Genomic DNA, 23,096 nt, shown 5'->3' with positions numbered 1-23,096 from the left:
GCTGGCTGCGGGGTCCGGATGTGCACCTTCCGAGTATCGAACTCTCTTGTTCCTCGGAAGGAACCCCATGCGTCAGACTACCGAGCCCGATCAGCCGTCGCGCCGCCTCCGCATCGCCCTGATCGGCGGCTGCCTTGCTCTTGCCCTGTTCATCGGGATTGGCGTGTACGGGCTGCTGCGCGGCCCCGCCCCCGAACCTCGCGCACCAGCGACGCCCACGGTGACGACGGAGCCGCAGCGCGGCCAGCGTCTCGCGCCGAGGGACCTGCCGACGGGCACGGATTCGGAGCGGTTCGCCCGCTCGGTGGCAGAAGGACTGTTCGGGTGGGATACCAGCCTCGGCCATGCGCCGCACAAGTACATGCAGGCGATCATCGACGCCGCCGACCGTGACGAAGCCCCCGGTCTTGCCGCCGACCTCCGCGGCTACTTCCCAGACGATGCGGCCTGGGGTGAGCTGCGCGACTACGCGACCCGGCAATGGCTCGAAATCGACACTTTGGTCGTCCCCGAGGCCTGGGCGGGCATCCTCGCAGACGCCCGGCCGGGTACGCTCCCGCCCGGTTCGGTCGCGTACACGATCACCGGCACCCGGCACCGCGCCGGCGTATGGGAAGGGCAGGAAGTCACCGACGCCCGGCCGGTGTCATTCACGATCTTCGCCGCTTGCCCCGACGACGGGGCGTGCCGGCTGTTGCGGCTCTCCGCGCTCGATTCCCCGCTCCGATAGGCAGCGGTGATGGCGAAGAAGCTGCTCGTCCTGCTGCTGGTGCTGTTCTGCATCGGCCCTTCGACCGCGCTCGTGAGCCTCGGCGCGTTCGCGGGGCCGTTGGGGTTCTGCGTCACGGATTCGCTCACGGTCGGCACAATCCCCGACAGCCTCACCGCCACCACCGCCGACGGCACCAGGGTCGTACTCGAGAAGCGCCAGCTGACGCATGCGGCGACGATCATCACGACCGGGGCGAGCATCCCCGGTGTCGGGCAGGCCGGCGTGCGCATCGCGCTCATGGCCGCGCTCACCGAATCCCGCCTGCTCATGCTCGCCAACACCGGCGCCTACCCCGAATCCGGGAGCTTCCCGAACGACGGCGACGCCTCCGACCATGACTCCCTGGGCCTGTTCCAGATGCGGCCCGCCGCAGGCTGGGGCACCGTCGCCAACCTGATGAACCCGACGTATCAGGCCCAGGCGTTCTACGGCGGGGAGAACGGGCCGAACTATCCGTCGCCGCGGGGTCTGCTCGATATTCCGGGCTGGCAGCAGATGGACCCCGGCTCCGCGGCGCAGGCGGTCGAAGTGTCGGCGTTCCCGGATCGGTATCGGAACTGGCAGCCCGTCGCCGAGGCGATCCTCACCACCCTCACCAAACCCGCCCCCAGCAGCGGAAACGGCGGTGGCGGCGTCGTGCCGGAGACCAGCCGCGTCGTTTTCCCCCTCCCGGACGGCAGCTACAACGCCACCGATTCCTTCGGGTGGCGCACCGACCCGTTCACCGGGGAGAGCGAGTTCCACTCCGGCAGCGACCTCGCTGCCGCAGACGGCACCCCGATCTACGCGATCGCGGATGGTCGCGTGACCGTCGCGGAGTTCAGCGCAGGATGGGGTGGCCTCATCGTGATCGAGCACACCGTCCACGGTGCCCGCGTCGCGTCTTACTACGCGCACATGTGGCAAGACGGCATCTACGTCACCGCCGGCGAAACCGTCACCGCGGGGCAGCACATCGCCGATGTCGGTTCCTCCGGCCGCTCCACCGGCCCCCACCTCCACCTCGAGATCCACCCCGGCGGGCAGGGGCAACCGCCTGTCAACGCCGTCGAATGGCTGACCCAGCACGGGGCTGTCCCGAGCGACGGCACCAGCATGACCGCGCCGGGATGCCGGGCGAACTTGGGAGGCCAACGATGAATGTGTTTCCCGACTTCGGAGCCGTCGGAGCCTCTGGCGACCTCGCCACCGTCATCGGGGCACTCCTCACCTACATCCTCATCGCCGCCGTGCTCACCCTCCTGATCTCCGCCATCATCTGGGCTGTCTCGTCCCAGGCCGGGAACCCGTATACGGCGCAGAAAGCCCGCATCGGCGTGTTCGTCGCCCTCGGCACCGCCGCCCTCGCCGGCGCCGGCATCGCCTGGACCAACTTCCTCCTGACCGTCGGCGACCGCATCTAGAGCCGGGGCCCGGAGCGGGCTTCTCGCTCGCCTGTGCTCCGTTCCCGCGCCGGAGCGCGCGGCTGCGGTCTCGCCGGGGGTTGCTTGTGCACCTGCTTGTCGGACGGTTCGCGTCCAACCCCCTCTGACCGGCAGGAGCACTTTCGCCATGATCGACATTGACCCGAACAGCAACGGACTTCCCGGGATCGCGCAACTGCGCGACATCGTCGGCGCCGTCATGACCGTGGGCCTGATTCTCAGCGTCTTGGCGTTGATCGTCTCCGCGATCGTCTGGGGTTTCGGCGCGAACTCGTCAAATCCTCACCTCGCGAGCAGAGGCAAGACCGGCGTCCTCGTGTCCTGCGGTGCGGCGGTGTTGTGTGGGGCCGCGGTGACGTTGATCAACTTCTTCTGGACTGTCGGCCAGGCCGTCAACTGACCGGTGGTGGTTCAGGGTGAGTATCTGCGACATCCCCGGCATCTCCACCGTCTGCACCGCGATCGGTGAAGGCCCCGCCGGGCTCTTCTTCGGGTGGATCGCCTCCGCGATGGGCCTCGCCGTCTCCACCCTCTTCCAAGGCATGTGGGAAGTCTTCTCGAGCACTACTGCCGTCGATGTTACGAGCGACGGGTATGTGAAGGTCTACAACATCCTGTTCGGCATCGCCGTGTTCATCACGCTGCTGTTCTTCTGCTTCCAGCTCATCACCGGGCTTGTCCGCCGCGAGCCGTCCGCCCTCACCCGCGCCGCCACCGGGGTTGCCAAGAGCGTGCTGGGGTCGTTCGTACTCATCACCTGCACCGCCTTGCTCCTCGAAATCACCGACCAGCTGTGCATCGGGATCATCCAGGCGACCGGGCAGACGATGGAGAGCATGGGCGACCGGCTCGCCCTCCTCATCACCGCCGTCACCATCACCACCGTGGCGGGCGGGGCGGGGGCACTGCTCACGATCTTCCTCGCCGGCCTCATGATTGCGGCGATCTTCATCCTGTGGTTCTCCCTCCTCATCCGCAAGGCACTGCTGCTGGTGGCGATCGTGTTCGGACCGATCGCGCTGTCGGGCCTCACCTGGGAGGCCTCGCGCGGCTGGTTCGGGAAGTGGGCGACCTTCGTCGTCGCACTGATCGCGTCGAAGCTCGTGATCGTGGTGATCTTCCTGATCGCCACCGCCCAGGTCGCAGCTCCCATCAGCCTCGACCTGAAATCGCTATCGGAGCCGATCGCCGGGATCGTGCTGCTGTTCGTCGCAGCTTTCGCACCGTACATGGCGTACAAGTTCCTGAGCTTCGTCGGCTTCGATATGTACCAGGCCGCCTCGATGGAGCAGGAAGCGAAGAACGCCCTCAACCGGCCGATCCCGCTCCCGTCGAAGCCAAATGGTCCTGCGCCGAAGCAAGTGCTCAGCCGCGACGACCCGGCAAGCGCTCCGTCGGAGCCTGCTCCGGCCGCGCCTCCACCTGCCGCCGAGGCTCCTGCGATGGCTCCGGCCACCGAGGGTGCTGTTGAAGGTGGCACTGCTTCAGTCGGCACGAGCGGCGCTGCCGGTGTTGCCGCACCCATCGTGGCGGGAGCGATTGTCGTGAAGGAGACTGCGACTGCGGGGCCGAAGCTCGGCGGAGCGATCGGCGACGCCGCAGACTCGCACGCCGGCAGCGCCTCCGAGCAGGCATCCCCGCCACCATCAGCATCCCCGGCGCAGCAGCCGCCAGCGGTTCTCTCTCCACCGACGGCGAAGACCCCGCCCGAACCGACCGGAAAGGGATGACCCCATGACTTCGCATGCGTCTACAGCCTCCGCGCCGGAGCGGTTCGAGCTGCGACCGGTGCAGTTCTCGCGCCTCACGCGCCGAGGCATCCTTCTCGGTCTCTCCCTTTCGCAGCTCATCATCCTCGCGGTCGCGCTCCTCATCGTCGTCGCGGGCCTGTACACGAACGGCGGCGCGGGCCTCGCCTGGTCGTCTCCCGCCTGGGCGTCGCTCGTCGCGGTCGCCTGGGTGCCTGTCGGCGGGCGGAAGCTCATCGAGTGGGCGCCCATCGTCGCTCGCTGGATGCTCCGCACCCGGGCGAAGCAGACCCGCTACCGCCGGCGCGTCGTGAAGCCGCGCCCCGCCGGCACGCTCGCGCTCCCCGGAGACATGGCGGCACTCCGGGAATGGGTAGACCCCGAAACGGATGCGGCGATGATCCACGACCCGCACGCGCAGACCCTCACCGCGGTGTGCGGGGTGCAGCATCCGGCATTCGTGCTCCTTGACCCTGCCGAGCAGCAGCGCCGCGTCACCGGCTGGGGCCGAGTGCTCGCTGCTGCCTGCCGCTCAGGTCGCATCGCCCGCATCCAGGTCATGGAGCGCACCCTCCCCGATTCCGGGTCCGGGCTCACCGAATGGTGGCGGGCGCACGGTACCGACGACGGCTCCTGGGCGGCGATCACCTACCGGGAACTCATCGAGCGGGCCGGCCCCGCAGGCGAGCGCCACGCCACCACCGTGTCGCTGTCGATCAACATGCGCGCTGCCGCCAGGCAGATCCGGTCCGCTGGCGGCGGGATGAAGGGCGCGGCCGCGGTGCTTCGTCAGGAGATGCAGTCGTTCCAGACCGCGCTCCGCAGCGCCGAACTGCACATGACCGGCTGGCTCACCCCGGGCGACGTCGCCTTGATCCTCCGCACCGCCTACGACCCAGCCGCTGGCCCCGCCCTGGAACGGCACGGCGCACTCGGCCGGGATCTCGCGATCGCGGGCCCGGTCGCGGTGAACGAGTCGTGGGATCGGCTGCGCTCCGACAGCGCGCATCACGCGGTGCTGTGGATCAGTGAGTGGCCCAGGGCGCAGACCTTCCCGGGGTTCCTCGCCCCGCTCGTTCTCACCGGCGGCGTGCTCCGTTCCCTCTCGCTGCATTACCTTCCGGTCCGGGCGGATCAGGCGGCACGGGATCTGCGGAAGAAGAAGACCGAGATGATCGCCGACGCTGCACAACGACGGAAGATCGGCCAGGTCGAGGACATGCGAGCCTCCGCCGAGTACAGCGATGTCCTGCAACAGGAATCGGAGCTCACCGCCGGGCACGGCGTTCTGCGCGTCGTCGGCCTCGTCTCCATTTCGGCGCCGACCACGAGCGAGCTTGACGCGGCCGTGTCGCAGATCGAACAGGCCGCGATCCAGGCCTCCTGCGAAACGAGAAGGCTCGTCGGCCAGCAAGCCCAGGCCTTCACCGCAGCAGCGCTGCCGCTGTGCCGATCCATCTGACCACCACCACATTCTCCCGAACGGAGCCCCGATCATGCCGACCTTCACCGATCCTGAAGCTGATGCAAGTGAGATGTACGAGGCAATGCGCGGTCTCGCCCACGCGAGCCGCGTGCTTAACCAGCCAGAACGGGTGTCTGAGATGCTCGACGACCTGCGCGGCGCTCTACGATCGCTCGAAACAGTGCTCGAACAGTTCGCGACTCTCCACACCAGCTTGCGAGGCCGCGCCACCGATGAGGCTGGAAACCGCACCGTCGGCACCCGCGACGCACTCACCGCCGCAGCCGAGCTCCGGCACGCTGCTCTGCTCATTGGCCAGGCTGAACGGCACCTGGACGCCAGCATGGAGGCGGCAGGGCGAATCGCGTGGCAGCCCGCGGCTGAAGCGCGCGAGGGCACCGGACGGCTCATCAACGTGGTCTTCCTGCAAGGTGGCGAGGCAGATGACACCCTTGATCTCATTGACAGGGGCGGCATAGACGAGGCAATCCTTGAACTCTCCGGCTACGACGTTGGCGACGAGACGGTCGATGCGGCTCTCGAGAACGGATACGTCTACGACGAAGCGCCTATCGGACAGCTGGACCGCGTGGCCACGTTCGACGCGTACACCCTCGTCTACAACCACTCCCACCAGCACGTCGCCCTCTATCGAGCAAAAGACATCCTTCCCAGACCCGTGCTGCTCGGCATCGACGAACCCCGCCACGCCGCGCCAGCCAGCATTCCCGCACGCGAAACTGCTGCTGGTTCGCAGCAGGTGCGACGGGATCGTCTCGGCACCCCGACGATCAACCGGCAGCACTACGTGAACCACCCCTCTGTGCGCGGCTTCGGACGATGAGGAACGATCCAGGCGAGACTGAGCCAGGACGGCTCCATACCTCGGTGCTCGTCGGCCCGGAAGGGGAACTGCGAAGGCACCGCCGAGCCCGCGCGCAAGCCGCAGCCCGCCTCCAAGCCGAAGCAAGAGCCGCAGCTATCGCCGCCGCCCGAGCACAAGCAGACGAGGAACGCGAAGCTCGCCGCGCAACCCGCTATCTACCGCGGGCCGGGGAAGACGGCCCCGCAGCGTTGCGCACGCCAGGCCGGTTCCGACTCCCGCGCCACCAGGACACCTCTGCCACGCTGTCGGGGCACTACCCGTTCCTCGCGGAAGGCGGGCTCGGCTCAGCCGGAACCTTCATCGGGCAAGACCTCTACTCGGGCGGCTCCTTCGTCTACGACCCGTGGCAGCTCTACAAGCAAGGGGTCATCACCGCCCCGAACATGATCCTCGCCGGCATCGTCGGCTCCGGGAAGTCCTCGCTCGCGAAGAGCCTCTACACTCGGGCGCTCCCATTCGGGCGCCGCGTCTACATCCCGGGAGACCCGAAAGGCGAGCATACTTCCGTCGCCCGGGCCGTCGGCGGCCGCGCCATCGTGCTCGGCCCGTCGCTCCCGACTCGCCTGAACCCCTTGGATGAGGGCTACCGTGCGGCTGGCATCCCGGATGAGGACTGGGCGGCACAGGTCGCAGCCCGCCGCAGGGATCTCATCGGGGCGCTCGCGGAGACCGTGCTCGACCGCCGCCTCACGCCCGTGGAGCACACCGCGATCGACGTCGCCCTCGCCGATGCAGTGCGCTGCTCAGAAGTGCCAATCCTGCCAATGGTCGTCGACCGCATCCTCGCACCTGTGAAAGCCGACGATCCCGATGGCCGGCTCGCCGAAGACGGCCGCATGGTCGGACACGCACTCCGCAGGCTCGTCGCTGGCGACTTGTCGGGGATGTTCGACGGCCCAAGCACCGAGAAGTTCGATCCCACCCTGCCGATGCTCTCGCTCGATCTCTCAAGAGTGGCCGAGAACTCGGCGCTGCTTGCGGTGCTGATGACTTGTGCGGCGGCGTGGATGGAAGCGGCGCTCCAAGACCCTGCCGGCGGGCAACGCTTCGTCGTCTACGACGAAGCGTGGCGCCTCATGTCCTACCCGAGTCTTCTCGCTCGCATGGATGCGCAGTGGCGGCTCGCCAGGCACTACGGGCTCGCGAACCTGCTGGTGTTCCACAAGCTCTCGGACCTTGAGAACGTCGGCGATCAGGGATCGCGGATGCGGGGTCTCGCCTCGTCGCTCCTCGCGAACGCGGAGACTCGGATCATCTACCGGCAGGAATCCGACCAGCTCGGCGTCACCGCACAGACACTCGGCCTCACGGACACCGAACGATCCCTGCTCCCGGGCCTCGGCATCGGGCAGGGCCTCTGGAAGATCAAGGATCGCAGCTTCGTGGTGCAGCACCAGCTCCACCCCGCCGAACTCGAACTCTTCGACACCCGCGCACGGATGCTCTAGAAAACCCCGCAAGTTCAGGAATACCGAACAGCATGTCGCGAGCGTACTGGAATATTGTCTCCACTTTCGATCTCCGCCAAAATGGGGACGTGATCGCCGTCGTACCCGACACCAACGCCGTCTTCAAGGACCCGTGGCTTGCCAACAACGCCGGCATCCGGCTGAAAGAGCTGGCAGCAGCTGGTGATTGTGAGATTGTCTTCCCGGAAGTTGTAGTCCTGGAGCTTAGTCGACAGCAGCACGAGAACGTCGAGGAGGTCTCGCAGGACGCGAGCGTGCTGGTGGACAAGCTGTCGCACCATGGGACGCCGATGGAAGAGGTCTCGCAACAGCTGAGTGCTGCGTTCGAGGTGCTTCTGCCGAAGGTCGAGGCCAACTTCGATGCGCTCTTCGCCAGCCAAGGCATCCGTCGCGAGCCTGTTCCAGAGGTTGCGACACACCGGCTCGTGCTGAGGGATCTGGCGAGACGCCGCCCCTTCATGGAGGTCGGCTCGGATCCCGTCGTCTCCGTGGGATTCCGAGATGCTGCCATCTGGGAGACGGTTCTTGCACTGTTGGATCCGAGCCGCGGCTATGAGCGGGTCATCTTCGTTGCGGCGGACAAGGGCTTCCTGGACGATGACGGCGACTCGCTTCACGGCGATCTCCAGGGTGACTTGGCAGACCTCGGATTCGACGCCTCCCGTCTAGTGCATGTGCGAAACGTATGGCACTCAGCGACCCAGGTCGAGAAGATCGTCGAAGCGACAGCCGAAGCCGCGGCGGAAGCACACCTCATCACCATTGCGACCAACACAGTCCTCGCGCTCGAGTCGGAGAACATCTCGGTGCAGATGGTCTATGGCGGAGACTACGCCTACCCCGATTTCGTGCAGTTCTCCGTGCCGTTTGAAGATGCGACCATCGATGCCATTGACCAGGTCACCGAGTTCACACTGACCGAAGATGCGGATACTGTCACTGCAACTGCTGAGGTCTTGCTCTCCATCAGCGGGTTTGTCGCGAAGTCAGATTGGTACATGGAAGACGGCGAAATCGCGGATTGGGTCGAGGACTGGAATGAGCACTACTTCCATGCCAGCAGCGAGGTGACCGTGATCGCGACCGTAACAATCGATGCGGGAGAACCGACTCCGGTGGCCATCGACGTGATCTTGACGGACAACGAATCCGACACCTCGCCCCGGTGACGAGCCCTGAGGCGACATGAATGCTGAGCATGCTGATGAACGTGCCGCGAAAGCTATTGTCGAGTGCACTCTGGGAATCAAGCTGGTGCACGCGGACAAGACCGGCGGTGTCGACTATCTCTCGGCCGACCAGCGCTTCGCGGTGGAGGTCACCCGAGTCACTGACGGGCGGAGGCGTGCCGGCCGCAAGGCACTCGATTCCTCCCGCAAGACCGCTGCCCCAACCGGAGAACTTCGGACCTGCTGGGTCACGATGGCCTCTGACACCCAGTGGGGACTTGGGAAGTTCATCCAGCAGGTTCACCCGGCGCTAGTAGCGCTCGAGCACGCAGGCGAGACCGACTTCAATCGACAGCGCGCCGCAGTGCACGTGCTGGACGGGGGGCCATTGTCACCCATCTATCGCACGCTAATCATGGCTGGTGTCGAGCGCGCATCTGCGGTTCCAGATCATGAACATCGACAGCACGTGCATAGAGTGGTCCCCTCGCTCGGGAGCGGTGGAACAGCCAGCGGAAGCAACGAAGCGCTCCGGCTGCTCGTTGGCGCGCTCGCAGAGAAAGAGGACAACGCGCAGAAACTGAAAGCCGCTGGTGCCAAGCAACGGCACCTCTTTGTCTGGATCGACGACGACACCCAGTTCAGTATCGCGCGCCCTCTCAGCCGTGAAGCGCCGGCCTGGCACGACGGCTTCGGCGTCCCGACTGAGCCGCCAGCCATAGGTGCAGCGATCACGCACCTCTGGATCGTGCACGAAGGGTCACGCATGGGCTGGTTCTGGGATGGACACACCTGGCGCGAGTTCAAGGAGCTCTAACGGACAAGTGAGGGAGAAGCACGGCACGGGCAACGAAGGCTTCCATAGCACTCGCCCGCAATGCCACCGGTGGTTCCCGGTCGGAGCCACCCTCTCACTTGCCGCCGTGCGGAGGGTGATGCTCCTCGGACGGGGAGAACGATGCTTTGCATGCCGCGTTCGGAGCAGACGAACGCGAGACGGAGTTGTCCTGTGCCATCGAGATGTTCCGGAACAGCGTCACCACCGCACACGTCGTAAGTACGGCAGGCGTCGTCGATAGCCAACTCAGGCGGTTGCGCTTGACGTCTGTCGGCCCCTCATTGCGTGACGGCGCGCGCACCTGACTGTTGGCTGCCGTCATTCCTGACGGTGGTCTTCCATCGTCCAGTCAGGAGTTCCCATGTCGAATACCGTGCTCGTTCCGCCCGGCGTAGCGAGACCGCCCAGTCGAGCCGTCGCTCGTGCGGCGGCGCTTCTTACGATCCTGCTCATGCTCATCAGCGGTCTCTTCTTGACCGCGCCCCCGGCGCAGGCCGCGACGCTCGGCGTCGGCTACGGCAACGAAGATCTGTGGCTCGGTTCGTTCTCCTCGCACGGCCGGCAGGCGTACTGCATGGACCTTGACGCGCTGCCGCCGTATGGCACGACCCAGCATCCCGAGTTGAAGACCACGCTCGACAGCCTGAGCGACACCGAGCTGGCTCGTCTCAACTATGTCATGGGCCGCTGGGGAGAGTCGCAGGACCCGAATGTGACGGCTGCGGTGCAGATGTATGTGTGGGATGTCGCCGATCACGGCAACTACGCCGGCCGTGGCGGGGATGCGCACTTCATCACCCGCGTCCCGACGGGCGCGCAGGGCACCGTGCTCGCGAACCTGGGCGCGATGCGCGACGCCGCGGCGGCGAACGCGGTCGCGAACCCGTCGGTGTCGCTGTCGATCAGCATGAGCGACCAGTACAACGGGCAGCTCACGGTCAGCACGAATCCCGCGTCTGCGACGGGCGCGGTGACCCTCACCAATGCCACCTTCGCGAACGGGTCGGCCACCGCGACGCTCGGCGCGGGCACGCATCAGATCATCGGCACCCCGCCCGAGTCTGCTCCCGACTACCAGATCGTGGCTGCCATGCAGGCTCCCGCGATCGGCTACGGGGCGGGTGTCGATCTCTTCTACACGCCTGGCGAGCAGCGCATTCTCGCGGCGGCTTCCTTCGAGCCTTTGTCGGCGACCGCGAAGTCCCCGGTGATCCCGCTCGACTTCCAGCCGGTCATCGAGACGGTCGTCTCGGCGAAGTTCGTAAAGGCCGGCGACGTGTTCACCGACAAGCTCGCCGTGTCGGTGACGAAGCACTCCTGGATCAAGGTGAACGGGAACCCGGTGCCGGTGCTCGCCGAGGGTACCCTGTACGGGCCGTTCGATGCGCAGCCGGCCGAAGCGAACGCGCCCCCGCAGGGCGCGCCCGTGCTCGGCACCGAGACGCTGACGCTCACCCATCCCGGCAGCTACGTCTCACCGGGCACCCTCACCGCCCCGGAGTCGGGCTTCTACACGTGGGTGTGGAAGATCGACAAGCAGCAGCAAGGCGGCAACGCGAAGTACCTCACCGATTCCTTCACGGATCGCTTCGGCCGGGTCGCGGAGACCTCGGTCACCCCGTTCCAGCCCGAAGCAGTGTCAAAGGCGAACGGCCGGCTCGTGAAGCCCGGCGATGCCGTGACCGACACCATCACCGTCGAGTCGAGCAACGGCAGGTGGCTGAAGCACAACGGCGATCTGATCCCGGTGGTGTTCGAGGGCACCGCCTATCAGGTGCCCGGCACCCTGCCGCCCGCGCTGGGATCTGAAGTTCCGGCGGGTGCGGTGCCGATCGGCACGGTGCAGGTCACCGCGACCGGGCCGGGCACCTACGAGTCGCCCGAGGTGATCCTCCCTGATGCGGGCTTCGTGACCTGGGTGTGGCAGGTGAAGAAAGCGTCGCAGCCTGAGTGGGTGCGCCCCTACATCGCCTCTGATTGGCAGGACGACTACGGCATCAACATCGAGTCGCACTCGGTGCGCTGGCCGCTGACGATCACCTCCGAGGTGCGCGAGTACAACGTGCACGCCGGAGGCCGCGCCTTCGACCGCATCACCGTGACTGGGTTTCCCGACAATCACCCCGACTTCGAGGGCGACGGCTACTGGGGCCCGGACGAGAAGGAGCTCACGCACACGGTCTACGGCCCGTTCAAGAGCGACGCGGAGCTCACCGACGATCTCGACCTCGAGAACGCGCCGGTGCTGACGACGATCATCACGCCTGCGAAGAACGGCGTCTACGACATCGGCTACACCGACAACGATCGCATCCAGCCCGATGAGCCTGGCTACTACGTCGTGGTGACCACCTTCGCGGGCGACGACCGGGTGCAGCCCTTCAAGAGTTCCGTGTCGGACATCTGGGAGCGGTTCTACGTTCCCGACGACCAGCAGCCGCTGTCGGTCATCACGCAGGCCACCCCGACCGCTAGCGTCGGCGAGGAGTTCGACGATGCCGCGCTCGTGCAGGGATCGAAGATCCCCGACGGCTCGTATCTCGTGTTCCGCGCCTACGGCCCTCACGACCCCGAGGCTGAGCCGGTGTGCGAGACGCCGTTCTTCACCTCCGAGAAGATCCCGGTCACTCAGGCTGGCATCTATCGTTCCGGGAAGACGAGCGTCGACCGGGCCGGGCACGTCTACTGGGTCGAGACCCTCTACGCGAAAGACGGCATGGTGCTCGCCGAAGGGCGCTGCGGTGCACCAGGCGAGACCACGGTCGTGACCGGCACCCCGCCGAAGGTGCCGCCGGCACCTGAGACGCCGGATCTGCCGAAGCTCCCGCCTGAGCTTGCGGTCACCGGCGGGTGCGGGTTCCCGTGGCTCATTGCCACAGGCGGTGCGGTCGCGCTTCTCGCGGCTGGGTTCACGCTGTGGTTCGGGCGCCGGCTCGCGCTCTACCGGGAGCAGGGCGGCTACGTCAGAGAGGAGGACGAAGGTATCGAGGAACTTATGAACGACTAGACACCCCCGCTGAGCGGGCGGAACCGGCAGACCCTACCCCCAGGTCTTGCGGTTCCGCCCGCTTCGTCATGCCTGCCCGGTGTACCTGCCCTCTGACAACAACCAGGCTCAGGAGGCGACGGTGACCGACTACGCGGAAGACATGATCGCGCGCATGACGCTCGCGGCGCTCACCGACCCGGGAGACCCGGTCACCGGGAAGCTCGTGCAGGCCATCGGCCTCACCGAGACGCTCGCGCTGATCCGAGATCCGGGCGCGGCGATTCCCGCCCAGGTCGACCCGCTCGAAGGCATCCGCTGGCGGCAGGAAGCCGCCGCGCGGCAGAAAGACGCTCTCTCAGACGAACTCGTCTCCCTCACCGAACGGGGCGGGCTCAGGCTGCTCACGCCTGGGCGCGCGGGGTGGCCGGCCGGCCTCACCGATCTCGGGCCTTCGACGCCGCTGGTGCTGTGGGCGAAGGGGAACCCGGAACTGCTCACCTCGTCGCTCACCTCCCGGGTGACGATCACCGGTGCCCGCGCTGCCACCGGGTATGGCGTGCACGTCACCCACGAGCTCGCCGAGCAACTGGCCGGGTCCCCGCGCATCCTCGTCTCTGGCGGCGCTTATGGCATCGACGCCGAGACGCACCGTGCCGCGCTCGAAGTCCGTTCCGGCTCGACGATCGCGGTGCTTGCGGGTGGCGTCGACCGCCCTTATCCGGCTGCACATGCTTCTCTGTTCCAGCGCATTGCGGACGGCGGCGGCCTGCTGCTCTCTGAAGTGCCGCCCGGGTTCTCACCGAGCCGGGATCGATTCGTCGCTCGTACCCGCCTGATGGCCGCGCTCAGTGCAGCGACGGTGATTCCCGAGGCCACATCCCGATCGGGCAGCCTAAGGGTCGCGATGGCTGCATACGATCTGGGGCGTCGCATCGGCGCCGTGCCTGGCCCGATCACCTCCGCCGCGTCGAACGGCTGCAACTTGCTCCTTGCGGAGGGGCTCGCTGAGGTCGTCACAGGTGCCGGGGATGTCGAGTCGATGCTCGACCCTGCTCCGGCGGCGTACCGGCTCCCGCCCGCCTATCAGCAGGCCGCCCGCCGAGCCGCACCGGAGGCGAGCCGCTCGGCGGGTCGGGCCGCCCTCTGACCCTCATTCCAGTCCTGGCCCTGGCGTGCTGCGCGTCAGGGCCGAGCTCTGCCCTCCACCCCTGACAAAGGAGATTCCCGCATGCCAAAACGCGATCACTCGAAGCACACCGACCCGACGGCCGTGATGGTGCGGATCGTCGTCGCAGACGACGGCACCCTGACCCTCACCGTCGATGGGGCACCGTACCTGCCGCCCGAGTTCTCGCCGCCCTGGCGTCGTGCGTCGTTCCCCGCGATCGTCGACGCGATCAGCCGGCAGACCGGCCGCACCCTCCGCGTCGACGTGATCGAGACCGACGGCCGCACCATCACCGACTTCTACACCCCACGCTCACCCCGCAGGGGCGACCCGCAAACGCCCGCCGCTGAATCCTCCGCGCAGGTTGCGGCCGCCGTGGAGCCAGCCCCGGCGCCGCCGCGTCTGATGCAGTTCGCCGGGTCCGGGATGATCCCCGGCGAAGAGGTCGCGGTGGCGGTCATCATCGCGCACGCCGAATCGGGGCCGGACGGGATTGCCCGAGCACTGATCGACTCCCGCTACCTTGAGCATTCGCCCACGGGCGAAGCCGTGCTGCTGGGCCGCATCTCGGCAACGGTCTGCGTCGGGCAGCCGCAATGAGTTCCCCGATCCGCCCGACCGGGAACCTCGGCGACGAGCTCACGAACGCCGCGCTCGTCGGGCTTGCCACGCTTGCGATCCTGGCGGCGATCCTCCGTGGCGCGGGAAGCGTCGCCGCGTTCCTCACCGGATTACCTCAGCCCACCGGAGGGGCCGGTTCTGGTGCCGGGGTGCTCCTGCACCCTGGCGACCCCGCCAGCGCACTCGATGCGCCTGGCCTGAACCCGGTCGTCTACTGGCTCGTCGCGGGCGTGCTGATCCTCGCGGCCGCCGCAGCCGGCTGGTGGATATGGTCGGCGATCCGGCATCACGGGCGGCGTCAGGCGATGGCCCCATACTGCATCGCAGGTATAGCCACCCGGGCTGAAGTCGCCAGAGCCGGATCTCCGCGCGCCCTGCTCGCACGCGCCGGCGACCTTCGCCCCTCGCTCGGCCACCCGGAACCGGCCGACGTGGGGTACCGCGTCGGCGCTTCGCGCGGGGTCGAAGTGTGGGCCTCGGTCGAAGACTCGATCCTGCTCATCGGGCCGCCCCGAAGCGGCAAGGGGGTGCATATCGTCATCAACTCGATCCTCTCCGCCCCAGGCGCCGTGGTGACGACTTCGACGCGGCCTGACAATGCGACCGCGACCATCCGTGCGCGCGAGCGCATTGGCCCGGTCGCGGTGTTCGATCCGCAAGGCCTCGCAGCAGGCATCCCAGCCGGGCTGCGCTGGTCGCCCGTCCGTGGATGCGACGCGCCACTGACAGCGATGATCCGAGCCGCAGGCCTGGCTTCCGCCACTGGGCTCGGAAAGGGTGGTGTGGAGGGCGGTGACTTCTGGGAGGCGAAAACCCGCGTCGCGCTCCAATGCCTGCTGCACGCTGCAGCGCTCGACGGCCGGCAACCAGCCGATCTGTTCCGATGGACGCTCGATCCCGCCGCCGCGGGCGATGCCGTCTCGATCCTCGGCACGCACCCGCGTGCTGCAGGTGGCTGGGCCGAGGCGTTGCAGGCCATGCTCGAGGCCGATCCGCGCACGAGAGACTCGATCTGGCAGGGTGTCTCACTCGCCCTCGCGGCACTCGCCGACCCGCGCGTGCTCGATGCCGTCACCCCGGGCCCGGATGAGATGTTCGACCCCGAATCGTTCCTCGAACAGAAGGGCACCCTCTACTTGCTGGCGACTGCCGCAGGCGCGAACAACAGCGCCCCGCTAGTCGCAGCGCTCATCGAAGATGTTGTAGAAGCCGCCCGCCGCCTAGCCGCACGCAGCCCGGGGGCAAGACTCGACCCGCCCTTGCTGCTCGCGCTCGATGAAGTGGCGAATCTCAGCCCGCTGCCATCGCTGCCGACGCTCATGGCCGAAGGAGGCGGCACCGGGATAACGACCATGCCCGTCCTGCAGTCCCTCGCGCAAGCGCGGGACCAATGGTCGGACAACGCGGCATCCGCGATCTGGGATGCCGCAATCGTGAAGATCATCCTCGGCGGAGCCTCCAACAGTCGCGACCTCCAAGACCTCTCGACGCTTATCGGCGAGCGAGACGAGATCACCGACTCCACGACCGTCGGCGACCACGGCTCACGATCCGCACAGCGCTCGATCCGCCGCGTCGCAATCATGCCGCCAGACACCATCCGCAGGCTCCCATTCGGCACCGGCCTCGTATTGCTCCGTTCCGCTCCGCCCATCGTCACCCGGCTCCGGCGCTGGACCCAACGGGTGGACGGCTCGCAGCTCGTTGCTGACCGAGCCTCGGTTGAGGCCAGTCTTCGGCGCGATGCGACCGGATGCGGGGCGAGCGCACCTGATTCGTAGAGGTCGCGCACCAGGCGCGACGGTGACTGCAAAGGACGCAGAGATGGACATTCGAACCAGAAGGTCGATCCAGGGATACATCGCCCGCCGGCCACAGCTCAGGCGCCTGCCCGACGATCTCTCGCTGTTCATCGCTCAGCTCGGGCAAAAGCACTACCGAAACGAGAACAACGGCAGCTTCACCCTCCTTGGCACCAGCTACATCAAGCTGGTGATGCTCGGCGAGAACGCCGAGGAGGCCTTCAACGACTTCACGGAAGGCGATGACATTGTTGCCCTCGGCGACTTCAAGACCCGCACTTACGAGCATCGCGGCAACAAGATCGAGGAACAGCAGTTCGTGACCGCCAAGCTCCTCTTCGACACCTCACGTCGCCGCTATACGGTCGAACGCACACCCCGAACGATTGCACCGGCTCAGCCAGAGGTGCCGACTGCTGCGGCTGCCGTCGAGTTCCGTGCACCGTCGGTAGCCCGGCCGGCCGCGTTGAGCTTGTGATTGCCATGAACGACCTCTCCATTGCTGGCAACCCCGAAGTCGAACCTAACGACGACCTTGACGCCGAGTTCGAGGAAGATGACCTCTACGACCGACTCATGGCCGGCACAACGCTGCCGGAACCTCCCCGCCCGATCAATTGGAACCTTCTCTCGTCGGGCGACGCGGAAGCCGAATGGCTTGCGCTCAACCGGTGGGTCGATTGGCTGAGGATCACCTACGGCCTGCCGGCCAGCGTCGTGCCGCCGTTCTGGTACCGGCACCCAGAGCTCCTGTGGGAGCTGTCGGCACTGCATCTGCACTGGGTCGCGAGCTACGATCCCGAGCAGTCAGGATCGGGGCCTATCGCCTGGCACACGGATTTTGCGCTCGCCCGGGAACGGCTGCGCGAGTGGATCGCTACGTGCGGTACTCGGATCGACCGCGATCGTCCGACACGGCAGACGTCCTGGCCGGGCGAGAACCCTCAGCCGCCCATCGAAGATGTGGTGATACCGAACCGAGACGAGGACTTCGTTGCGTTCGTGGCGGCCGATGTCCAGGCGCGGCAGGACATCGAAGACGAGTTCATTCGCGCGAAGCGAGCGGCTGATCATGTGCGCGACGCCAGATGAGGTGGAGCCACTGTGGAACTCGCGTGAGGCATCCGACTTCTTGAACGTCTCGCAGGCAACGCTTTCTCGCTGGCGGCGCCAGTCCGAGGGCCCACCCTTCGTGAGCGTCGGAGGCGTTGCCCGCTACAACCCGCCGACCGTGCGGGCCTGGGTTCTGGAACGCGAGCGCGATCGTGGCTGACCCGCATCAGCACAAGATGCCTCCCGTCGGCGTGAAGCTCTCCACCAGCATCGAGCGCCGCGGGAACGGATACCTCGCCCGAGTGCGATGGACTGATCCGCAGACGAAGAAACGCCCCAGCCGTTCCGAGTTCGTCGAGACAACGGACGAGGCCGAGGCATTCTTCGAAACTATGCGGCAAGCGACGGAGACCGGGGCGAACCTCCTGGTGACGCTCGCAGACTATGTGGAGTCCATCGGCGATCGCTGGCAACGAGGGCTCGACGTGACCTCCACCGTCTCGGGATACGACGCGGGGCTCAGGCTCCGAGTGCTCCCGGCGCTCGGCCATCTGAAGGTGAGCAAAATCACGACCGGAGTCATCGACCGCACGATCGACCAGTGGGAGACCGAATACGGACCCTCAACGATCAAGAACTCCATCGGGCCGCTCGTTCGAGTCCTTGACGTGGCGGTGCGGGATGAGGTGATTCCTTCGAACCCAGCGAAGAATCGGGCGCGTCGCACACTCAACCACGACTCAACTCTCAAGCCCGGAGCCCTGCGCGCCTATGCGATCTCAGACATCGAGACGCTGACCGCGCTCGCTGAGAAGTGCGCGGAGGTGCACCAGAGCTACTCGGACCATGTCATGCTCTGTGCGCTGCTCTCTGCCCGAGGCTCCGAAGTCGCAGGATTGGAAGTTGGCGACATCGACTGGAAGAACAGGATCGTCACCATCGAGCGGCAAATCTACCCCGGCAAGGGAGGCCTTGTGCGCAAGCAGACCAAGGGCCGGAACGTGCGCTACGTTCCGATCCTCGATGCGCTCGAACCGGTGCTCATCCGCCTGTCTGCGGGGAAGCAGCCCGGAGATCCGCTCCTGCGCGGCCCGAGGGGTGGAGTGCTCACCACGGCGACTGTCCGGGATGCGACGAACTGGGATCAGCTCGTGGTCGAGCTCGGGCTGCCGAACCTTACCAGGCACGGCCTCCGTCATACGGGAGCCACCTGGCTCGCGGACGCTGGTGTGCCGCTCCACGTTCTGCAACGCATCCTCGGGCATGCGTCGATCGAGACGACGAAGGGATACCTGCATCCTGACCACCGACAGCTCAACGAAGCGGCGAAGATCGCGAACCAGTTTCTCGCACGCCCGAAAGGCAGGAAGGAGGAGCCCCGCCGACAGGGCCCACAGCTCTGACCCACCGCGCCATTCCACTCGATCTTGAATGGGGTCGAGATGTCGCGGTGCCCGGATTTTGGCCCACTAGATTTCCACTATTTGGCCCACTAGATCCGTATCGAGCGGCCAAGCAGCTCGAGTCGAGGCCAGCGGTCCCGCTCGATTGTGGCCCTCGAGCCGGAGGCTCCCGAGGTCACCAGAAACGAGAGAAGCCCTGACGAGAAATGGGTTCTCATCAGGGCTTTTTCGTCGGGATGACAGGATTTGAACCTGCGACCCCCTGACCCCCAGTCAGGTGCGCTACCAAGCTGCGCCACATCCCGTTATTCAGTTGTAAGTCTTTGTGCTGAGGGCTATTGCCTGTAACCCCCAGTCAAGTGCGCTACCAAGCTGCGCCACAGCCCGTTGTTCTCCAGCGAGCCGATCAGAAACTGATCCACTGCCGAGGCAACCCCTCTATATTACCCACATTCCGGCAACGTAAATAACCAGCCGGCCAGAAACCCAAGCACCGCCGCAGATTCCACGGTGAGACCACGAACGCACCCCGGGCGCGCCCTTCATTCCGACGTGAGATCCACCACACTCGCACCATACGCAACGGCGAGCTCATCGGCCGAGACCAGTGCCCCGAACGCGGGGCTGCCCGAGCCGATCGCGATCCGGCGCCCCGCGAGCCGCGCGTCGATCACCACGGGCCACGAACCGGCAGCACCCAACGGTGAGATGGTGCCGCGCACGTAGCCGGTCGCAGCGAGCGCGCCGTCTGCGTCGGGCAGCGACAGCTTGTTGACGCCGAGCAGCTTGCGCAGCTTCGCCCACGAGAACTGCGCACCGACGGGGGTGAGTACGAGCACGAAGCGATCCTTCGCCTGCACCACGATCGTCTTCACGAGCTCGAGCCCATCGACCGGCGCGGGCCGCTGCCCCGGCTCGCGCGGCACGAACTCGACCGCGAGCCCGCGGGCCTCAGCATCGGCGGCGGCGAGCGCCACAGCGGCGGGCGGTTCAGGGGCGGTCATCGAAGCTCCTCGGGCAGGGCGGCAAGGCGGCAGGGCAAACGGCGGAAAACAAAGCAACACAGGAGGCCCGACGCGAACGAACCCGCGGGCCACGTCGAGTGCAACACCGCCCCACCACCCGCGCATTCCCGCAACACCAGCACCGAGCCCACCAACCCGACTACGCTGAGACCATGAGCGACCTCCGAAACTCCGGCGATGCCTGGGTCACCGCCGACGACGGAGGCCGCTACTGGGGCCGCTTCGGCGCTGCCGGCCTGCTCGCGTACGATCACGCACGCGACGCGATCCTGCTGCAGCATCGCGTCACCTGGAGCGACCACGGCGACACCTGGGGCATTCCGGGCGGCGCCCGCCACGAGGGTGAGGGTGCGATCGCCGGGGCGATCCGCGAATCGCAAGAAGAGGCCGGGGTGCCCGACGACGCCGTGCGTGCCCGATACACCCACGTGCTCGACCGCGGCGGATGGACGTACACGACCCTCATCGCCGACGTCATCACCCCGTTCGAGCCCGAGATCACCGACCCCGAAAGCCACGCCCTCGCTTGGGTGCCGCTCGACCAGGTCGACGACCTCCCCCTGCACCCCGCCTTCGCGACGAGCTGGCAGCTGCTGCGCCCCCTGCTCGGCCCGCCGCCCACGGTTGTGGTCGACGCCGCGAACGTCATCGGCAGCGTTCCCAACGGCTGGTGGAAAGACCGCAGGGGTGCCGCAGTGCGGTTGCGGGATCGCCTGACCGACTTCGTGCACACCCGCGATGGCATTCGAGCCGGGTTCCTCGACCTCGCCGAGCCCCGCGTGCCGGGCCTCGAACGCGTCTACCCCGACTGGATCCTCGTCGTCGAGGGCAGCGCTCGCGGCATCGAGAGCACCGACGCCGTGCACGTGCTCAGCGCCGAAGAGACGGGCGACGACACCATCGTCGGCGCCGTCGAGATGCTGAAGGCCGGCGGGTCAATCACCACCGTCGTCACCAGCGACGCCGAGCTGCGCGTGCGGGTCACCGCCGCCGGTGCCACGGCCATTCGCGGGGTCAAGAAACTGCTGCGCATCTTGCCCGAAGAACTCACCGAGCCACCCGTCACGGGCGCGCTCGAACTGTAACAGTTCGCCACACTCCCGCTCCGGCTATCGAGAAACCGCGCCACCCAGCAACTCGCGATAGCCTCGACCTATGGTCAGAACCGGCACGAGCGCGGCCCGCGGCATCACCCTGCAGCAGCTGAGGTACTTCGTCGAGGTCGCCGCCGAGGGCTCGATCAGCGCGGCCGCCGACCTGCTCTACGTCTCTCAGCCCACCATGTCGGCCGCACTCAAAGACCTCGAGAGCCGCGTGGGATCGACGCTGTTCGTGCGCTCCACCCGCGGGGTCACGCTTACCGAAGACGGCACCGAGTTTCTCGGGTACGCCCGGCAGGTCACCGAGCAGGCCGAGCTGCTCGAGCAGCGCTACCTCGGCCGCGCCCCCTCGCGCCGGCTGCTCGCGGTCTCGACGCAGCACTACTCGTTTGTGGTCGACGCGTTCGCCCGTATGGTGAAGGCGTCGGGCGCCGCGGAGTACGCGTTCAGCCTGCGCGAGTCGCGCACCTGGGACATCATCGAAGACGTGCGCACCCTGCGCAGCGAACTCGGCGTGCTCTTCCGCAACGACTTCAACCGCAACGTCATCGACAAGCTGCTGCGCGACTCGGGGCTCACCTTCACCCCCCTGTTTCTCGCCACCCCGCACATCTTCATCGCGCGCACCAACCCGCTCGCCGGCCGCGCCCGGGTCACGCTCGACGACCTCGACGAGCTGCCCCGCCTCACCTTCGACCAGGGCGCCAACAACTCGTTCTACTTCGCCGAAGAGATCCTCTCGACCCGCTCGGTCGCGCAAGACATCCGCGTCAGCGACCGCGCCACCATCTTCAACCTCATGATCAGTCTCGGCGGATACACCATCTCGACCGGCATCATCTCCGACGATCTCGACCCCTCGATCGTGGCCGTGCCACTCGACGTCGACGAGCGGATTGAGATCGGGTGGATCGGCCAGACGCACATCGCACTCACCGCACAGGCGCAGCGCTTCGTCGACGAGATGCGCGACGTCGTCTCCGATTTCGGCGTCGAACTCTTGACATAGGTTTTACCTCTGGCAGAGCATCGTCCATACCGATGGGGCTATATCCCCGGGTTCTGCCTACACTCGAAAACATGACATCCGAGTGCACGTTCAGCATCAGCACCACCCGCTTCGACGAAGACTACGCGCCGTCGGCGAATTCGCGCAGCACCACCAACTTCGCGAACCTCGCCCGCGGCGAGAAGCGCCAGCAGAACCTGCGCAACGCCCTCACCATGATCGACAACCGCTGCAACGAGCTCGTGCACTGGGACAACCCGACCCGCGACCGCTACCAGGTCGAGCTCGACATCATCTCGGTTGACCTGCACATCCCGGCCGCCGGAGACGACACCGCGTTCCCGGTCATCGAGGTGCTCGACGTGCAGATTCTCGATACGCACACCGGCCAGCGCGTGCCCGGCATCGCGGGCAACAACTTCTCCTCGTACATTCGCGACTACGACTTCAGCGTCGTGCTCCCCGCACACAAGGCGAGCGGCGCAAAGGGCCTGCCGGGCGACTTCGGCGACCTGCACGGCCAGGTCTTCGAGCGCTTCCTCGCGTCTTCTGCGTACCAGGATCGCTTCGCGCAACCTCCCGTCATCTGCATCAGCGTCTCGACCTCGCGCACGTATCATCGACTCGTGAACGAGCACCCCGTGCTGGGCGTCGAGTACCAGCAAGACGAGTACTCATTGACCGACCAGTACTTCGCGAAGATGGGCCTCAACGTGCGCTACTTCATGCCGCGCGGCGCCGCAGCCCCGCTCGCGTTCTACCACCGCGGCGACCTGCTGAACGATCACTCCCCGCTCGCGCTGGCGGCGACCATCGGCACGATGGAGACCTTCCAGAAGATCTACCGCCCCGAGATCTACAACGCGACGACCTCGGCCGCCGACGTCTACCGTCCGACCCTTGAGAACGCCGACTTCTCGCCCACGCAGGTCTACTACGACCGCGTGGAGCGCAGCCAGCTCGGCACCATCCAGGGCAAGTTCACCGAGGCGAACCTGATGCAGCCCTTCGGCTCGGTGCTCGAGGCGTGGGTCGCCGGCGACGGGGTTGCCGCTGAGTCGGTGGCGGATCCCGCACCCGCCCTCGCTTAACCCCGACCGCCAGCGGCCCGCACACAGCCCTGGCCCGCCGCGCCACTGACCGCATGTCACAACC

22 protein-coding genes and 1 tRNA gene are annotated in these 23,096 nt (G+C 66.8%); 21 read left to right on the top strand and 2 right to left on the bottom strand.

Annotated elements, in window-relative coordinates; all coding sequences use genetic code 11:
- Positions 1-67: 67 nt before the first annotated feature.
- The 18 genes from AMS67_RS02565 to AMS67_RS02480 all read left to right on the top strand — a co-directional run bounded on the left by AMS67_RS02565 (position 68) and on the right by AMS67_RS02480 (position 18,807).
- A complete protein-coding gene (locus AMS67_RS02565) occupies positions 68-730 on the top strand; it encodes a hypothetical protein (RefSeq protein WP_053385963.1) in 663 nt (220 codons plus the stop codon).
- A 9-nt stretch (positions 731-739) separates the two neighbouring features.
- A complete protein-coding gene (locus AMS67_RS02560; RefSeq protein WP_053385962.1) occupies positions 740-1,912 on the top strand; it encodes a M23 family metallopeptidase in 1,173 nt (390 codons plus the stop codon).
- The gene (locus tag AMS67_RS02555) at positions 1,909-2,175 is read left to right on the top strand and encodes a DUF6112 family protein (protein ID WP_053385961.1); all 267 of its coding nucleotides are present in this window, start codon (positions 1,909-1,911) and stop codon (positions 2,173-2,175) included. Before AMS67_RS02560 ends, AMS67_RS02555 begins: the two co-directional genes overlap by 4 nt.
- A 148-nt stretch (positions 2,176-2,323) precedes the next feature.
- Positions 2,324-2,596, top strand: coding sequence for a DUF6112 family protein (locus AMS67_RS02550; protein ID WP_053385960.1), 273 nt, complete (start codon positions 2,324-2,326; stop codon positions 2,594-2,596).
- A 16-nt stretch (positions 2,597-2,612) separates the two neighbouring features.
- Complete coding sequence (locus AMS67_RS02545) at positions 2,613-3,926, top strand: TrbL/VirB6 family protein (protein WP_053385959.1); 1,314 nt, start codon at positions 2,613-2,615, stop codon at positions 3,924-3,926.
- A gap of 4 nt (positions 3,927-3,930) precedes the next feature.
- A complete protein-coding gene (locus AMS67_RS02540) occupies positions 3,931-5,406 on the top strand; it encodes an SCO6880 family protein (RefSeq protein ID WP_053385958.1) in 1,476 nt (491 codons plus the stop codon).
- A gap of 34 nt (positions 5,407-5,440) precedes the next feature.
- Entirely contained in the window at positions 5,441-6,253 is an 813-nt protein-coding gene (locus AMS67_RS02535; RefSeq protein WP_053385957.1) for a hypothetical protein, read from the top strand.
- The gene (locus AMS67_RS02530) at positions 6,250-7,743 is read left to right on the top strand and encodes a putative type IV secretion/conjugal transfer ATPase (protein WP_053385956.1); all 1,494 of its coding nucleotides are present in this window, start codon (positions 6,250-6,252) and stop codon (positions 7,741-7,743) included. The genes AMS67_RS02535 and AMS67_RS02530 overlap by 4 nt, the downstream gene beginning before the upstream one ends.
- An 89-nt stretch (positions 7,744-7,832) precedes the next feature.
- On the top strand, positions 7,833-8,933 hold the full coding sequence (locus AMS67_RS02525; protein ID WP_162230804.1) for a PIN domain-containing protein: 1,101 nt from the start codon (positions 7,833-7,835) through the stop codon (positions 8,931-8,933).
- Positions 8,934-8,949: 16 nt separating this feature from the next.
- Entirely contained in the window at positions 8,950-9,750 is an 801-nt protein-coding gene (locus AMS67_RS02520) for a hypothetical protein (RefSeq protein WP_053385954.1), read from the top strand.
- A 382-nt stretch (positions 9,751-10,132) separates the two neighbouring features.
- Positions 10,133-12,778 (top strand): hypothetical protein, encoded by a 2,646-nt coding sequence (locus AMS67_RS02515; protein ID WP_053385953.1) that lies wholly within the window; start codon positions 10,133-10,135, stop codon positions 12,776-12,778.
- A gap of 121 nt (positions 12,779-12,899) precedes the next feature.
- On the top strand, positions 12,900-13,907 hold the full coding sequence (locus AMS67_RS02510; RefSeq protein ID WP_053385952.1) for a DNA-processing protein DprA: 1,008 nt from the start codon (positions 12,900-12,902) through the stop codon (positions 13,905-13,907).
- 81 nt (positions 13,908-13,988) lie between these two features.
- Positions 13,989-14,528, top strand: a complete 540-nt coding sequence (locus AMS67_RS02505; protein ID WP_053385951.1) for a hypothetical protein — start codon at positions 13,989-13,991, stop codon at positions 14,526-14,528.
- Entirely contained in the window at positions 14,525-16,330 is a 1,806-nt protein-coding gene (locus tag AMS67_RS02500) for a type IV secretory system conjugative DNA transfer family protein (protein WP_053385950.1), read from the top strand. Before AMS67_RS02505 ends, AMS67_RS02500 begins: the two co-directional genes overlap by 4 nt.
- A gap of 22 nt (positions 16,331-16,352) precedes the next feature.
- Positions 16,353-16,829: a single-stranded DNA-binding protein gene (locus AMS67_RS02495; RefSeq protein WP_156316504.1), complete on the top strand. Its 477-nt coding sequence runs from the start codon at positions 16,353-16,355 to the stop codon at positions 16,827-16,829.
- A 5-nt stretch (positions 16,830-16,834) separates the two neighbouring features.
- Positions 16,835-17,443 carry a hypothetical protein gene (locus tag AMS67_RS02490; RefSeq protein ID WP_053385999.1) on the top strand — a complete coding sequence of 203 codons (609 nt, stop codon included), beginning with the start codon at positions 16,835-16,837 and terminating at the stop codon, positions 17,441-17,443.
- Positions 17,364-17,624 (top strand): helix-turn-helix domain-containing protein, encoded by a 261-nt coding sequence (locus AMS67_RS18405; RefSeq protein WP_503100485.1) that lies wholly within the window; start codon positions 17,364-17,366, stop codon positions 17,622-17,624. The genes AMS67_RS02490 and AMS67_RS18405 overlap by 80 nt, the downstream gene beginning before the upstream one ends.
- Positions 17,617-18,807 (top strand): tyrosine-type recombinase/integrase, encoded by a 1,191-nt coding sequence (locus AMS67_RS02480; RefSeq protein ID WP_082305235.1) that lies wholly within the window; start codon positions 17,617-17,619, stop codon positions 18,805-18,807. Before AMS67_RS18405 ends, AMS67_RS02480 begins: the two co-directional genes overlap by 8 nt.
- 231 nt (positions 18,808-19,038) lie before the next feature.
- Here AMS67_RS02480 and AMS67_RS02475 read toward each other — a convergent pair.
- Both AMS67_RS02475 and AMS67_RS02470 read right to left on the bottom strand, forming a co-directional pair.
- Positions 19,039-19,112: transfer RNA gene (locus AMS67_RS02475), tRNA-Pro, on the bottom strand.
- Positions 19,113-19,349: 237 nt separating this feature from the next.
- On the bottom strand, positions 19,350-19,811 hold the full coding sequence (locus tag AMS67_RS02470) for an aminoacyl-tRNA deacylase (protein ID WP_053385947.1): 462 nt from the start codon (positions 19,809-19,811) through the stop codon (positions 19,350-19,352).
- Positions 19,812-19,984: 173 nt separating this feature from the next.
- On the opposite strand from AMS67_RS02470, the gene AMS67_RS02465 reads away from it, so the two are divergent.
- The 3 genes from AMS67_RS02465 to AMS67_RS02455 all read left to right on the top strand — a co-directional run bounded on the left by AMS67_RS02465 (position 19,985) and on the right by AMS67_RS02455 (position 23,032).
- Positions 19,985-20,917 carry an NUDIX hydrolase gene (locus AMS67_RS02465; RefSeq protein WP_053385946.1) on the top strand — a complete coding sequence of 311 codons (933 nt, stop codon included), beginning with the start codon at positions 19,985-19,987 and terminating at the stop codon, positions 20,915-20,917.
- A 70-nt stretch (positions 20,918-20,987) separates the two neighbouring features.
- Positions 20,988-21,941 (top strand): LysR family transcriptional regulator, encoded by a 954-nt coding sequence (locus AMS67_RS02460; protein WP_053385945.1) that lies wholly within the window; start codon positions 20,988-20,990, stop codon positions 21,939-21,941.
- A 71-nt stretch (positions 21,942-22,012) separates the two neighbouring features.
- A complete protein-coding gene (locus AMS67_RS02455; RefSeq protein WP_053385944.1) occupies positions 22,013-23,032 on the top strand; it encodes a putative oxygenase MesX in 1,020 nt (339 codons plus the stop codon).
- Positions 23,033-23,096: the final 64 nt, after the last annotated feature.

It is taken from the genome of Leucobacter japonicus (genome assembly GCF_001273855.1).
Lineage (GTDB): Bacteria > Actinomycetota > Actinomycetes > Actinomycetales > Microbacteriaceae > Leucobacter > Leucobacter japonicus.
This window is presented reverse-complemented; position numbering and strand designations above follow the sequence as displayed.